General features: G+C 32.0%; 15 protein-coding genes. All 15 read left to right on the plus strand.

Going from position 1 to position 15,539, the window contains the following annotated elements; genetic code table 11:
* The first annotated feature begins 5 nt into the window (after nucleotides 1–5).
* On the plus strand, nucleotides 6–680 hold the full coding sequence (locus tag AAEO50_RS00610; protein WP_341979483.1) for a CpsD/CapB family tyrosine-protein kinase: 675 nt from the start codon (nucleotides 6–8) through the stop codon (nucleotides 678–680).
* A 98-nt stretch (nucleotides 681–778) separates the two neighbouring features.
* The gene (locus AAEO50_RS00615; RefSeq protein WP_341979320.1) at nucleotides 779–1,546 is read left to right on the plus strand and encodes a tyrosine-protein phosphatase; all 768 of its coding nucleotides are present in this window, start codon (nucleotides 779–781) and stop codon (nucleotides 1,544–1,546) included.
* A 379-nt stretch (nucleotides 1,547–1,925) separates the two neighbouring features.
* A complete protein-coding gene (galU, locus tag AAEO50_RS00620) occupies nucleotides 1,926–2,816 on the plus strand; it encodes a UTP--glucose-1-phosphate uridylyltransferase GalU (protein ID WP_341979322.1) in 891 nt (296 codons plus the stop codon).
* A gap of 72 nt (nucleotides 2,817–2,888) precedes the next feature.
* Nucleotides 2,889–3,506: a sugar transferase gene (locus AAEO50_RS00625; RefSeq protein ID WP_341979484.1), complete on the plus strand. Its 618-nt coding sequence runs from the start codon at nucleotides 2,889–2,891 to the stop codon at nucleotides 3,504–3,506.
* A 15-nt stretch (nucleotides 3,507–3,521) separates the two neighbouring features.
* On the plus strand, nucleotides 3,522–4,460 hold the full coding sequence (gene fcl / locus AAEO50_RS00630; protein ID WP_341979324.1) for a GDP-L-fucose synthase: 939 nt from the start codon (nucleotides 3,522–3,524) through the stop codon (nucleotides 4,458–4,460).
* Nucleotides 4,461–4,492: 32 nt separating this feature from the next.
* Nucleotides 4,493–5,473: a GDP-mannose 4,6-dehydratase gene (gmd, locus tag AAEO50_RS00635; RefSeq protein WP_341979326.1), complete on the plus strand. Its 981-nt coding sequence runs from the start codon at nucleotides 4,493–4,495 to the stop codon at nucleotides 5,471–5,473.
* Complete coding sequence (locus tag AAEO50_RS00640; RefSeq protein ID WP_341979328.1) at nucleotides 5,454–6,767, plus strand: lipopolysaccharide biosynthesis protein; 1,314 nt, start codon at nucleotides 5,454–5,456, stop codon at nucleotides 6,765–6,767. Before gmd ends, AAEO50_RS00640 begins: the two co-directional genes overlap by 20 nt.
* Nucleotides 6,768–6,776: 9 nt before the next feature.
* Nucleotides 6,777–7,547 (plus strand): WecB/TagA/CpsF family glycosyltransferase, encoded by a 771-nt coding sequence (locus tag AAEO50_RS00645; RefSeq protein WP_341979330.1) that lies wholly within the window; start codon nucleotides 6,777–6,779, stop codon nucleotides 7,545–7,547.
* Nucleotides 7,547–8,407, plus strand: a complete 861-nt coding sequence (locus AAEO50_RS00650; RefSeq protein WP_341979332.1) for a glycosyltransferase family 2 protein — start codon at nucleotides 7,547–7,549, stop codon at nucleotides 8,405–8,407. Before AAEO50_RS00645 ends, AAEO50_RS00650 begins: the two co-directional genes overlap by 1 nt.
* 7 nt (nucleotides 8,408–8,414) lie before the next feature.
* Entirely contained in the window at nucleotides 8,415–9,647 is a 1,233-nt protein-coding gene (locus AAEO50_RS00655; RefSeq protein ID WP_341979333.1) for a hypothetical protein, read from the plus strand.
* Entirely contained in the window at nucleotides 9,647–11,152 is a 1,506-nt protein-coding gene (locus AAEO50_RS00660) for an O-antigen ligase family protein (RefSeq protein ID WP_341979335.1), read from the plus strand. The genes AAEO50_RS00655 and AAEO50_RS00660 overlap by 1 nt, the downstream gene beginning before the upstream one ends.
* Entirely contained in the window at nucleotides 11,145–12,722 is a 1,578-nt protein-coding gene (locus AAEO50_RS00665; RefSeq protein ID WP_341979337.1) for an aldolase catalytic domain-containing protein, read from the plus strand. The genes AAEO50_RS00660 and AAEO50_RS00665 overlap by 8 nt, the downstream gene beginning before the upstream one ends.
* Nucleotides 12,723–12,726: 4 nt before the next feature.
* Complete coding sequence (locus tag AAEO50_RS00670; RefSeq protein WP_341979339.1) at nucleotides 12,727–13,374, plus strand: HAD-IA family hydrolase; 648 nt, start codon at nucleotides 12,727–12,729, stop codon at nucleotides 13,372–13,374.
* Nucleotides 13,375–13,376: 2 nt separating this feature from the next.
* On the plus strand, nucleotides 13,377–14,084 hold the full coding sequence (locus AAEO50_RS00675; protein ID WP_341979341.1) for an acylneuraminate cytidylyltransferase family protein: 708 nt from the start codon (nucleotides 13,377–13,379) through the stop codon (nucleotides 14,082–14,084).
* Nucleotides 14,085–14,086: 2 nt separating this feature from the next.
* Entirely contained in the window at nucleotides 14,087–15,478 is a 1,392-nt protein-coding gene (locus tag AAEO50_RS00680; protein WP_341979343.1) for a sugar phosphate nucleotidyltransferase, read from the plus strand.
* Nucleotides 15,479–15,539 lie beyond the last annotated feature (61 nt).

The following is a 15,539-nucleotide window of genomic DNA, read 5'->3' on the forward strand; positions in this document are numbered from 1 at the left end:
AACAAATGGTGAACACAAAACGTAAACTGATAACGAAAACAGATCCAATGTCCCCTATATCTGAACAATATAAAACGATTCGAACGAATATAAACTTCTCATTTATTGATGAAGAGTTGAAATCTTTAATGGTTACTTCATCGGGACCGGGAGAAGGGAAGTCTACAACCTCTGCCAATCTGGGTGTCGTATTCGCACAAGAAGGAAAGAAAGTTCTCCTGGTAGATGCTGATATGCGTAAACCAACCGCCCATTATACATTTGGATTAAATAATACGTATGGATTAACAAGTGTGTTAACCAGACAGAAACCATTAACTGAAGTCACTCATTCTTCGGATGTGGAAAACTTGGATTTACTCACCTGCGGACCGATTCCGCCAAATCCGGCAGAACTCCTCAATTCAGTGAGAATGCAATATTTCTTTAAAGAATTATACGAAGAATATGACATGGTCATTTTCGATACACCACCTGTATTAGCGGTAACGGATGCTCAAATACTTGCGAACCAATGTCAAGGGACTGTGCTGGTCATCAGTTCGGGAACTACAGAAGTGGAGAGGGCAGTTAAATCGAAAGAACTATTGGAATCTGCTAAAGCCAAACTTGTTGGAGTCGTGTTAAATAATCGAGAAATGAAAGATACAAATTATTATTACTACTATGGAAATAAATAACATAGATTCGACAAATTTCTACTCTTTACATTTCAATCCTATCGGTTAAACTATATATTGTTGCGGTATTGAGTCGAAAGAACTAAGGAGGAGTCGACATGATTGATATACACAGCCACATCCTTCCGGGGGTCGACGATGGCGCCAGAACAATGAATGACAGTATTGATATGGCTAAGCAAGCCGTATCTGAAGGTATCCGTACCATCATCGCGACTCCTCATCATATGAACGGAAAGTACGACAATCTAAAGTCGGACATCCTTCCACTTGTTAGTGAACTAAATGAAACATTAAAACAAGAAGCGATCGATCTCCAAGTCTTGCCCGGACAGGAATGCCGTATCTACGGTGAAATTCTTGAAGACTATCAAAAAGGTGACATTCTAACACTAAACAAAGATTCTCAGTACTTGTTTATTGAATTCCCATCAAACTCAGTTCCCAGGTATGCTGAAAGGTTACTTTACGAGCTTCAAGTAGAGGGACTAACACCAGTGATTGTTCATCCGGAAAGAAACGCAGAACTTATTGAACGTCCTGACAAGTTGTATAAATTCGTGAAAAACGGAGCCGTTACACAATTGACAGCTTCCAGTCTTGTTGGTTATTTCGGTAAAAACATTCAAAAATTCTCTCAGCAAATGATCGAAGCAAACCTGGCTCATTTCATCGCTTCAGATGCTCACAACATTAACAACCGAACCTTTAAGATGGAAGAAGCCATGAACTATATAGAGAAAAAGTACGGAATAGACAGTCTCTATTACTTTACAGAAAATGCAGAAATGCTTGTAGATAATAAAACCATATATAAAGAGGTTCCGGAAGAAATCAAAAAGAAAAAATTTCTTGGAATCTTCTAGTTTATAACATTCCTAATAAGGTCCTAAGGTACTATTGTCGTTGGTGGAATCCATATGAAGTAAACAAGACAACAGTAGATATTTTGGGGATGTCTCCTAACCATTATCAATGGAGGCACTCGGTCACGCCGTGGGTAAGTTGAAACTTTGCCTTAGACGCTCGTCGTCGATGGTGGGATGTGAGGAAGGGTTAGATGCCCACGTTTACTATTTTAGAAGATACAAGTAAAGAAAAACAATGTAAACGCTTTATGTAATTGGTGGTTATAATTCCAATTGGATACCTAATGAAAGAACATTTGGAAATTGTGTTTTTTCATTAGGTATTTATTATGTCGTTAAACCAACCTTCAAACTAATCCTAAGGGGGACTTAATACATGAAAAGAGTGAGAAAAGCCATCATTCCCGCAGCAGGCTTGGGAACACGCTTTCTTCCAGCTACTAAGGCAATGCCAAAGGAAATGTTGCCGATTGTGGATAAGCCTATGATCCAATACATAGTAGAGGAAGCAATAGCTTCCGGGATAGAGGATATTATCATTGTTACAGGTAAGGGGAAAAGAGCGATTGAAGATCACTTTGATTTTGCTCCTGAACTAGAAAGAAACTTATCTGAAAAAGGAAAGACTGACTTATTGGAGAAAGTTCAGCATTCTAGTAATCTAGTGAATATTCATTATATTCGTCAAAAAGAGCCAAAAGGACTAGGTCATGCTGTTTGGTGTGCTAGAAACTTCATTGGAGACGAACCATTTGCAGTATTATTAGGTGATGACATAGTAGTTAGTGAAACACCATGTGTAAAACAACTTATTAATCAATACGAAGAAACGGGTTCTTCAGTCATTGGTGTTCAAGAAGTTGCACATAACCAAACACATCGCTATGGAATAATTGATCCAGTATTCAGCGAAGGTAGAAGATATCAAGTGAACAGTTTTGTTGAGAAACCTGAACCTGGTACAGCTCCATCAAACTTAGCCATTATGGGACGGTACTTGCTAACTCCGAAGGTTTTTGATCTGCTTGAAAATCAAGAAACCGGTGCAGGTGGAGAAATCCAATTAACAGACGCAATTCAAAAATTAAATGAAACACAAAGAGTCTACGCTTATAACTTTGAAGGAAAGCGTTACGACGTTGGGGAAAAATTAGGATTCGTTACAACAACTATAGATTTTGCATTGGAGCACGAAGAAATCCGCGATTCCATCCTAGAGTATATGAATTCCTTAGTACTGAGAAACAAAAAGATAGAATTGAAGTAAAGGCAGGTAAAGTAGATGGCAAACCTAGCTGAACAAGATTTTTTATACACTCAATCTGGTGCGAAGGTTAAGATGAAGGATTCAAAATTCTACCTATCTCAAAAAAGAATTATAGATGTCGTTGGAGCTTCAATTGGTATCTGCTTACTTAGTGGATTATTTATCATTATAGCTATCATTATTAAAATTGAAGATCCTAAGGGGCCAATCTTCTTTTCGCAAAAAAGAGTAGGGAAAAATGGTAGAGAGTTTAACATGTTTAAATTTCGCTCAATGGTTGCGGACGCTGAAGAACGATTACTTGAACTACTTAAACATAATGAAACAACTGGAGCCATGTTCAAAATGAAGAATGATCCCAGAGTAACAAAGATAGGGAAATTCATCCGCAAAACAAGTATAGATGAACTTCCTCAATTGATTAATGTACTAAAAGGTGAAATGAGTCTAGTAGGTCCAAGGCCACCGTTAATTAGGGAGGTTGAGGAATATACAAACTATGATAAACAACGTCTTATGGTTACACCTGGCTGCACCGGATTATGGCAAGTTAGTGGACGTAGCAATATAGGCTTCGCAGAAATGGTGGAATTAGATTTAAGGTATATAAGAAAACGAAATACATGGTTTGATCTGAAGATTATTTTTAAAACAGTGTTACTATTATTTGGTTCGAAAAATGCGTATTAAGTATGGGGGTCAACAATGAGAAAAGATTCTAAAATTTATGTTGCAGGACATAGAGGGTTAGTCGGTTCCGCGATTCTACGAAAACTAAAATCTGAAGGATATACTAACCTTCAATATAAAACGAGTAAAGAACTGGATTTAAGAGATAAAAATCAAGTTGATCGTTTCTTTCAAGAAGAAAAACCTGAATACGTATTCCTTGCAGCGGCAAAAGTAGGCGGAATCGTTGCTAATAATGAATACCCGGCTGACTTTATTCGAGATAACTTATTAATTCAAACAAATGTAATCGATGCATCTTATCGAAATAATGTTGAGAAACTATTATTCCTGGGAAGCACTTGTATATATCCTAAAATGGCTCCCCAACCTCTTAAAGAAGAATACCTTCTCACTGGAGAATTAGAGCCTACCAATGAGCCATACGCTATTGCCAAAATTGCTGGTATAAAAATGTGTGAATCTTACAACCGCCAATATGGTACGAAATACATATCGGCTATGCCGACGAACTTGTATGGAGAAAATGATAACTTTGACTTAAAAACTTCTCACGTATTACCGGCACTTCTTCGGAAATTTCATGAGGCAAAAGATTCAAAAGCTCCATTTGTGGAGATGTGGGGTACAGGGACACCAAAACGTGAATTTTTGTATTCAGATGATTTAGCTGATGCATGTTTGTTCCTGATGAATAACTATGGAGGAAATGAAATTGTTAATATTGGTGTTGGTGAGGACATAAAGATTGGAGAATTAGGTGAAAAAATTAAGGCTGTAGTTGGATATGACGGGGAAATCAGGTTCGATACAACTAAGCCGGATGGAACACCACGAAAGTTAGTGGATGTTACCACAATTAATTCTTTAGGTTGGAAAGCTACTACCTCTCTTGAAGAAGGTTTACAAAAAGCATATAGATGGTTTTTAGAAAATGAAATAATAAAAAAATAAATCGAGAAATTTACTAATCGGAGGGCTTTAAAATGAAACATGCATTAATAACTGGGGTTACAGGACAAGATGGATCTTATTTGGCGGAATTTTTACTGAAAAAAGGATATAAAGTATATGGTTTGCGACGTCGTACTTCTACCCCTAATTTCGAAAATGTTGAACATATTAAAAACGAAATTGAGTGGATTGACGGAGATTTAACCGATTTAGCCTCTTTAATTACGGCTATTGAAATATCTCAACCTGATGAAGTTTATAACTTAGCAGCCCAATCATTTGTTGCAACTTCATGGCCACAACCGATTGCCACCGGACAAATTACAGCAATGGGAGTAACAAATATGCTCGAAGCAGTTCGTATCGTGAAGCCTTCGGCTAAATTTTATCAGGCTTCAAGTTCTGAAATGTTTGGAAAAGTGGTAGAGACACCACAAAAAGAGACCACACCGTTTTATCCTCGAAGTCCGTATGGAGTTGCTAAGGTATATGGTCATTGGATAACTTTAAATTATCGTGAGAGTTTTAATATGTTTGCATGTTCAGGCATTTTATTTAATCATGAGTCTCCTAGACGTGGATTGGAGTTTGTAACACGTAAAGTTACAGATGGGGTGGCAAAAATAAAATTAGGTTTAGAAAATGAACTTCGTTTAGGTAATTTAGATGCTAAACGGGATTGGGGTTTTGCTGGGGATTACGTAAAAGCTATGTGGTTAATGTTACAACAAGAATCTCCTGAAGACTATGTTATCTCAACAGGAGAAACTCACACAGTACAAGAACTGGTAGAGATTTCCTTTGAACGTGTGGGTCTAAATTGGAAAGATTATGTGGTTTTAGATGAAAAGTTTGTTCGTCCAGCAGAGGTAGACTTGTTACTTGGAGATTGTTCTAAGGCGAAAAAAGAATTAGGTTGGGAATTGGAAGTAAGTTTCAAAGAGTTGGTTCACATGATGGTAGATGAAGATCTATCTAGGTTAAGTAAACAATATGAAAATAAGGTTAAATAATAGTACAATTCTTTTCACTGTAGGAGCAATGATACCTAAGCTAATGGTATTTTTGCTTCTACCGTTTTATACTCATTATTTAGTTCCAGAAGAGTATGGAATAGTCACTACAGTGAACGCAATATATAGCTTTTTACTAGTATTTATGGGGTTGGGGTATCAATCTTCAACTCCTAGATTGTATTATGAAAAAAATAATAATGATTATAAAGTAAGAATAATTGGAGAAAGTTTTACTATCGTTTCTATTAGTTCGCTACTTTTAATGATACTGTTACTAATTTTTGATCAACAAATTGGTGGGATTGTATTCTCAAAGATTCCACTTTCTCCATATTATTACCTGTTAATTATTTATAGTTTAAGTTTTTCATTTCAAATAGTGTTCCAGTCCCTCCTTCGTTTAGAGGATAAAGGAAAAATTTATTTAAAAATAAGTATACTACAAGCATTATTACTCCTTTTAACTAATCTAACATTTGTGTTTTTTATAGAGGCAAGTGCGGTGTCAATAATATTAGCCAACATTGTTGCCACGGTGATAATTACTATTATATCTATTGTTTATATGTTTCCATATGTAAAATTTTACTTAAAAAATCGATTCGAATATAAAGAAACTTTTGAACATTTGAAATTTACAACCCCATTCGTTTTTCATATCTTATCTTGGTCGATTTTTTCTGTTAGTGACAGAATCGTAATTGAGAAATACGATACATTAAACAATTTAGGTATATATTCTTTAGGAGCTCAGATTACAGCAGTTTTAATGATAGTTGCAACTTCAATAAATCAAGCAATAAATCCTAAGTTTTTTGAAATGAACGCTAAGTTAGGTTATTTAAAGAAAGATTTTATGGATAAATCAATATTAGGCTCAACAATATTTTTAGGTGTAGGGGCCATAGTAATTTCAAAATCTATTAATTATGTAATCAAGATTGTTTCTTCAGACCAATACAATTATGATTATGAGTTTGTGAATTTTTTGTTAATCAGCATATTATTTCACAATCTATATATGTATTTTGCTTTTCCTTTCTTCCAAAGAAAGAAGTCACTATCCTTAACGATAATTACATTTAGCTCAGCTATTCTAAACATTATTTTGAATATTATATTCATAAATATAGGGGATTTTGAGCTGATTGCTCTTTCAACTATGATCAGTAAAGGAATTATGGTATTGGTGATACTCATATATTCTAAGGATGAATTTTCTGGTTATAAATTACCGTTAATGAAAATAACACTGCTTCTTACACTAATCATAATACTTATATTAATTTAGGGGAACTATATGAAAAAAGTATTTTTAAGGGATGTTAAATATAATGTGGGTACAAAAAAAGAAGCCCTACAAGAAATATTAAATAGACTTACTAAATTAGAGAAAACATCATATTATATATGTGTTAATAATGTACATACTTCTGTGGAATGTATAGAAAACACTGACTTTAAAAAAATTAATAATTCTTCTTATCTATCGATTACTGATGGTATGCCGCTGGTATATTATTTTAGATACTTTAAAGGAATTAATAATATTGAAAGAATTACTGGACCAGACTTAATGTTGGATATTTTTAAGGATTCAAGGTTCAATCAATTTAACCATTTCTTTTACGGTTCGACAAATCAAACTTTAAATAAGTTAATAAGTAATCTTAAAACCGATTATAAAGAAATAAATATTTCTGGATATTACTCTCCTCCATTTAGAACGTTAAATATAAATGAAAAAGCAGATATTATTAAAAAGATTAACGATAGCAATGCTGATTTTGTTTGGGTTGGGCTTGGAGCACCGAAGCAAGAAGAGTGGATGAGTGAGTTTTCCGATGATTTAGAAGGGAAAATCTTAGTTGGTGTAGGGGCTGCATTTGATTATCATGCGGGTAATATTAAGAGAGCTCCGATATGGATGCAAAAATTTAGTCTCGAATGGTTATATCGCTTATTTCAAGAACCCAAAAGGCTATTTAAAAGATATCTAAAGACTAACACGAAGTTTCTTTTTTATATAATAATAAACGGATTCTCTATCAAGAGAGGTGAAAAAAAATAGTGAAAAAGATATTAGTAGTTGTTCCTGTTTATAACAGAATAGATGACACATTGAATTTTTTGGGAATGATGAGAAAACAAACTTACAAAAACTTTAATGTGATTATTTGTGACGATAATTCAATAGATGGGACCTATGAGAAAATTGAAAAAAATTTCCCGGAAGTATCACTTGAGAAGGGAAATGGTGATCTTTGGTGGACTGGAGGTACTAATAAAGCACTTAAAACAGGAATTAACAAATTTAAAGACTATGACTTCATTTTAACAATAAATAACGATGTGAAAATTAAAGAAGATTTTCTTGAAAAAATGGTAGATGCTTCAGAAATTCATCCTAATGCTTTAATTTGTGCTACTTCTATAACTGAAGGGATAGACCCGAAAATTTTATTTGGTGGAGTTCGAAAAATAAATTGGTATACAGCAAAGTATTTAAATTGGTTTAATAAAAAAGAAAGCTATAAAGAAAAATATAACGAAAGATTTAGAGAAAGTGCTTATTTAATTGGAAGAGGGATGCTAGTACCAAGAATGGCTTTTGAAGAAGTTGGTTATTTTAATTCTAAGCTTCCTCAATATTTAGCTGATACTGACTATTCTTTAAAAGCAAAAAAGAAAAATTATAATCTATTAGTAGATATGCACAATCCAGTATTTACAACACTCAACGAAGATGAAGATGGATATAAAGAAAGTTTAGTAAGCAAGTTTAAGAATAAAAGATCACCTTATCACTGGAAATCAAGGTTTACGTTTGCCAATGAAAATTGTCCTAACAATGCTAAGGTGTCTTACATTTTATTTGATGTATTAAGACTAGCTTACTCCCATTTCAAAAATAGTAGTTTAAAGAGGTGAGGGATTTATGAATCCTACTAAACTTTTTTCTGTCATAAGTAAGCATGCTGAAAACAAGTTATATAAAATACCAAATAAAATCTTTAAAAACAAATCAGAATTAAAGAATATTCTAATTTATCCTGAGTTTCATGAAGAAAAACAACTAGCTGAATTTTTAAATAAATTAGCGTGGTACTTACCTAACTATGGAGAATATAAAATTGAAATAATTGCAAAAGGCTTTGATGTAAAAAATACGTTATATAAGATTCCTGACCATCAATATAAATTTTTGGATGAGGAGTTATTATCTCATTTAAAAATACGAGATAGTAAAGAAAATATTAGTTCTTTAACTACTGATTTAATTCTTGTTTGGGATAAAAAAGAAATGAAAAAATTACCATTTAAATTAGTTGCAATATCAAAAATTGTAGATCCGAATTTTTATTCACATACAGAAAGTTCTAATTTTAGAGAACTATTTTTTGAAACGTTAAATAAAGAACAAACTACTGATTTACAATCATTGTACAAAAGAAATTTTACGAATTTACTTAAAGAAAACAATAAGAACAGAGTTACAGTATTTGCAACTGGTCCAAGCATTGATAAAGCTTTTAATATGGATTTTGAAAATAGTTTTAATATTATTTGTAATAGTATTGTGAAAAACGATAGGCTACTAGAGCAAATAAAACCAAGAATAATCACATTCGGCGATCCTGTTTATCACTTTAGTTCAAATAAATACTCAACTATATTTAGAAACCATGTATTAAAGACAGTGGAGAAATATAATAGTTACGTTGTTGTTCCTGAAACAGCAGCTCCATTATTATTAAGGCATTATCCGGAACTAGAAAACTATATTATAGGTGTACCAAAAGGAAATGGGATTAATTTTCCAACAATGGATAAATTCTATGTAAACTATTCTTCGAATATTCTAACTTTATTTATGCTTCCGTTTGCAGCTTCAATTAGTGACCGGATAGATATAATTGGAGTTGATGGAAGAGAAAAAAAAGAAAAGAATTTTTGGAAACATAGTTCTAGTGTTCAATTTGACGAACTGACGGGAACCATAGAACAAGCTCACCCTTCTTTTTTTAGGGATAGATTGTATACAGAATATTATAAGAGACATGTAAAATATTTGGGGGATATTATAAACTTTGGAGAAGAAAAAGGAAAGTCCTTTAAAACATTAACAAAATCTAACATTTCTTTATTGAATAACAGAAGAGAAAAATAATGAATTTATATACAAAATATAGCCCATTATATTTAATTTGTTTTCTAATAATTGGTATAGTTGCTGGTATTGGTGCTTCAGCTCCTAAGTTAGTCAAGTTCGGTACATTACTATTTTTCGCTATAACCTTAATAGGTATATTTTTATTGTTATTTAAAAAGAGTCTCGGTTTCTTTTACACTATTTTTATATCGGGAATAGTGTTGTTCGAAAATAATTTCAAGCTTGGTGGTATTGGTGTTATAGATTTATTTGTAATGAGTTCTGTTTTTATATTGTTATTATATTTTCCCACTAAAAACAATACTTATCTAGAAACTTCAACCAATAAGAAAAACTTTATTATATCAGTATTATTTACTATTTATTTTGCGTTTTCAACAGTAGGCATAATAGAGTATGAAGGTAGTTTTCTAGTTGGTATTTCAAAATCCTTGATTTTTGAAATACCGTATATATCATTATATTTTCTGATAACAATTGTATTGATAAGTAGGGATAATGTACTAAAAGTAATCAAAGTCCTAATAGCATTTGCAACAATTGCATCTATAATTGCAATAATTCAGTATGTATCCAATGGTACCATGCTATCGGGTTTAATAACAAACTTTAGATATTTAGGACTATTTAATGAGATACCTTTATATAAAAATACAGCTGACATACAACACCTAAGGGCGTTTGTCCCTGAGACAAATAAATTTAGGGCACACGGTACTTTTTATGCTCATAATCTCTTTGCCGCATTAATAGGATCAACAATTATCCTATCTTTTATATTCTTAAAAGAAAAAATAAAGAAAAAGTGGAAAGTATATTATCTTCTTACAATTACAATTCAATTTTTAGCATTAGTGTTTACAAGCTCAAGGGGTGGTGTTCTAACTTCTGCATTTTGCATTGGATTATTATATTTCCTTAATTATAAGAAGAATGTATTTTCATCAACTATGATTAAACTAATTTTAGTAATAATTATTTCGAGTATAGGATTAATAATAATTACCATGATTAAACCGAGTATTCTTGAAAGTAGAATTTTCAACTTAGATATTAATAATATAAAAGAATTAACTGATAGGCTAAAATTATGGAAAATTGCATTGGTTCAATCTAAAGAAGATATGTTTTTAGGAAGTGGAACAGACTTTTTAGATCCTAGTATGACCTCATTCTTGATTTTTGATTTAGTTGCTCCCCACAATATGTTCTTACATATTTTATATAGTAAAGGGATAATCCCTTTACTATCAGTAATAATTATATTGTTGGTAACAATCACTAAATCATTAAAGGTTATTTTCAATAGCAATAGAAAAGAAGATAGATATATTGTATCTTGCTTACTATGTAGTTTAATAAGCTTGCTTGGCAGTGGAGTAACAGAAAGCTTATTCGTAAACACAAATTTAAAGATATTATTTATGCTTCTAATAGCTTTATCTATATTTTTTGTTAACGGGAGTAATATTAAAAACCAAGGAGGAGAATTTTATGAGTGATTTTAAAATTTTAGATTGTACTTTACGTGACGGTGGATATTATACTGATTGGGATTTCAGTAAAGAGTTGGTAAATAAATATATTGAAGCTGTTGCTGCGCTCCCAATTGATTATGTTGAGATTGGATATAGAAGTCCTTCAAAAAAAGGATACTTAGGAGAATATTTTTACTTACCTATTAACACGATTAGATTTATTAGAGAGAATATTAGGCAAGACCAGAAAATAGCTATTATGATAAACACCAAAGATATTAATAATGAAGAACAATTTGTTGAGTTATTAAATATATGTAAGTCAAATGTTAATATGGTTAGATTTGCAACCTCGCCTGAAAATATATCTTATTCTATTTCACTAGCATCCAGAGCAAAAAAACTAGGTTTTGAAGTAGCAATAAATCTTATGTATCTATCTAAACTAACAATTTCAGATATTGATTACTTAATAAATTTAGATTCCATAAATGACTTAGACTATATATATTTTGTTGATTCATATGGCGCATGTACTCCTGATCAAGTCGCAAGGTTGATTACACATTTTAATGAGAATTCTCATGGAGTAAAGATTGGCTTTCATGGGCATGACAATCTAGAGTTAGTATTTGCTAATACACTAAAAGCTGTTGATAAAGGTGTATCTATGGTAGATGCTACATTCACTGGTATGGGTAGGGGAGCAGGTAATCTAAAAACCGAATTAATTACTCTTTATAAATCGAAAACATCAAATACCCCAATTGATTTTGATGCGATTGAACAAATAGTAAATGTTTTTAATGAATTAAAAGATAAATATGGATGGGGGACCTCCCTGCCATATATGTTTGCAGGATTAAATGGGTTACCACAAGATAAAGTAATGAGTTTACTTTCAAAAAACAGATACTCAGCTTCGAGCATAATTGAAAGTTTTTCTGAAAGTAATCATTACAATAACGTATACCTTCCTCAAATTGAGGAAGAGAATTCTGATTCTTACGAAAATGTCATAATAATTGGTGGTGGTAAAGAATTATCCAACCATCACGATGCAATTATTGAATTTGCTAAAGAAAAAAATGCATTGATCATTAATAGCACTACTAAAAATCAAGAGCTGTTTAATGTTCCAGATTTAAAAAGGTTTGTATGTTTACCCGGTGATGAAAGAAACAAAATTAAAGGGTCATTTAGTAGAGATAACGGAAATATTAAAGGAATGATAGTTACTCATAACACAGCAAAATTAATTAAAGAGGATGACTTTGTTTCTCCTATCTATACTATTGAGATAGACAGTAGACTTGACTTTGAAAATGATGTTAAAGAAGATGCTCCACTTGCTATGGCATTAACTCTTTCGCTGAAATTCAAATCAAAAAATGTATATTTAGCTGGTTTTGATGGATATCTTGGTTTAACTGAGAAAGAAAGATCGTTATCTTCTGAAAATCAGAAAATAATCAATTGTTACAATGACATTGAACAGAACAATATTCAAACCTTAACCCCATCTCTATACAATATAGATAGATATTCTGTTTACAGTTATATTGCTAACAAAAAAAATATTGGAGTTAAATAGGACGATGGATATTCTTAATGGTTATGACATTATAATATTTGATTGTGACGGTGTGCTGCTAGACTCTAATAAGCAAAAATCTGATGCTTTCAAAATCACGCTAAAAGATTATGACAATAATTATATAGAAGATTTTTTAGATTATCATAAAAATAATGGTGGAATCTCCAGGTATGAAAAATTCAAATATTTCCTATCGAATATATTAGAAAATAAATTTGAAGAAACAACTTACAAGGTAATGCTTAAGAATTTTTCAAAGAATTGTATTGAACTTTATACCAAGGTAGATATGACAGAGGGTTCTTTAAAATTGCTTAGTAGTCTTAGTGAAAAGAAATGCTTTATTGCATCTGGTAGTGACCAGGAAGAATTAATAGAAGTTTTCAAAAAGAGGGATTTAGATAAATATTTTAATGGGATCTTTGGATCTCCAACTCCAAAAAATGAAATTATAGGCAATATATTAGAGAATAATATTGGTAAGGCACTTATGATTGGTGATTCAATCCAAGATTATAAAGCTGCCTTTATAAATAACATAGATTTTCTTTTTGTGAAAAAATACTCTGAGCAAAACGAAATGTTAATAAAAGAATGTGAAGAAAAGTCAATAGCTAGTGTTAATACACTCTTAGAATTGGTGGGGTAGCTTTGAAGACGAAAATAGTTGCTTTTCTACCATGTAGAAAAGGTAGTCAACGAGTAATAAATAAAAATACCAGAACTTTTGCAGGAATCAATGGAGGGCTTACGTCAATTAAAATCAATCAATTAATAAAATCTAAACTAATTGATAAAATTATTGTTTCAACTGATGATAAGCTGGTAAAAGAAATATCAGAAGATCTATTACAAGACAGTAACAAAGAATACGAAATCTTGGATAGGCCCGCATTTTTAGCTACATCTGAGGCTACGACGGATTCAGTAATAGAATATGTGGGTGAAATTATCAAAGAGCATTGCTATGTAATGTGGACACATGTCACTAGTCCTTTTATAGATGAGGAAACATATGATAGAGCAATAAAAGAGTTTTTCGAAAGAAAACAATTTGGATTTGATTCAATGATGAGTGTTACCGAATTGAAAAAGTTCATTTGGAATTCAAACGGTCCAATAAACTATAAACCAGAAGAGATTAAATGGCCACAGACTCAAAATATTTCACCTTTATTTGAAGTGAATAGTGGGTTCTTTTTGAGTGAAGTTTCTACTTATAAAGAACTTAGAAATAGAATAGGAACCAAGCCATTATTGTATCCGTTAGATACAGTTACTTCATTAGATATTGATTGGGAAGAAGATTTCAATATTTCCCAAGCTATTTGGAATCAAAAACAAAAAGGAGAATTTTAATTATGAAAGTAATACTCCTTTCTGGTGGATCAGGTAAGCGGTTATGGCCACTTTCTAATGACACTCGGTCAAAACAATTTTTAAAAGTATTAAAAGGAATAAATGAAGTAAAAGAATCAATGGTCCAAAGAGTTTGGAAACAGTTAGAATCTGTAGAATTAGCAGCCTCTACAGTAATTGCCACTTCTAAAATGCAAAGAGATATGATTCACAGTCAAATAGGTGAAAATATCCCCTTAATTATTGAACCTGAGAGAAGAGATACTTTTCCTGCAATAGCTTTAGCTGCAACACACTTATTTGCAGAACAAACACCCGAAGATGAAGTAGTTTTAGTTCTACCTGTAGATCCGTATGTTGAAGATGAATTTTTCAAGAGAGTTAGAGACTTAGAAAAAGCATTAATTAATACAAAAGCAGATTTAGCTTTGATGGGAGTAAAGCCAACTTATCCTTCTTCAAAGTATGGATATATTATCCCATCAAATAATAATACAAAAGAACATGACTATTTAAATGTAAATCACTTTACGGAAAAACCCAAGGAAGAAGAAGCGAGAAAACTGATTGAAATGAATGCACTCTGGAATTGTGGTGTTTTCGCATTTAAGTTAGGATACATTTTAGATATTCTTAGAGACAAGGGACTGTCTACAGATTATAACGAGTTGATTTTGAATTACAATAAACTTCCAAAAATCAGTTTCGATTATGAAGTAGTTGAAAGAGCTAAACATATTATTGCATTACCTTTCGATGGTAGTTGGAAAGATTTAGGAACATGGAATACTCTAACTGAAGAAATGGATACTAACCAAATAGGGAAAGGGATTCTTGCGGATAATAACATAAATACCCACTTGGTTAATGAATTAGATATCCCAGTTACAATTATTGGTGCTAAAGATTTAGTTGTTGCTGCCAGCCCTGATGGTATTCTTGTGGCTGATAAGGCTTCAAGTCCTAAGATTAAAGAACTTATCGGTGATTTTAATCATCCTCCTATGTATGAAGAGCGTATCTGGGGTTGGTCGAGGGTTTTAGACTATGTTAAATTTGATGAAGGATCTGAGATGGTAACCAAAAGGATTTGTATACATTCGGGTAAAAATTCAAGCTATCATTATCATAAATTAAGGGATGAAGTTTGGACTATTATAAATGGTGAAGGAGAGTTAGCATTAGATAATCATATAACACGTGTGAAAGCTGGCGACACTATACATTTACCTGCAGAAAAAAGACATGGAATAAAAGCTATAACAGATTTGGAATTCATTGAAGTTCAAACAGGTTTAAGCATCTCTGACGAAGATTTCACAAGACTTTTGTTTACTTGGGAAGAAGTAATTGAACATTTTCAAACATCGAAATCAAAAATGATCTCATTCTAATAGAAATATAAAAAAAGGAGCAATTGGGCTCCTTTTTTATATTGGGAGTTCTGATTAACTA

The organism is Rossellomorea oryzaecorticis (genome assembly GCF_038405515.1).
Taxonomy (GTDB): Bacteria; Bacillota; Bacilli; order Bacillales; family Bacillaceae_B; genus Rossellomorea; species Rossellomorea oryzaecorticis_A.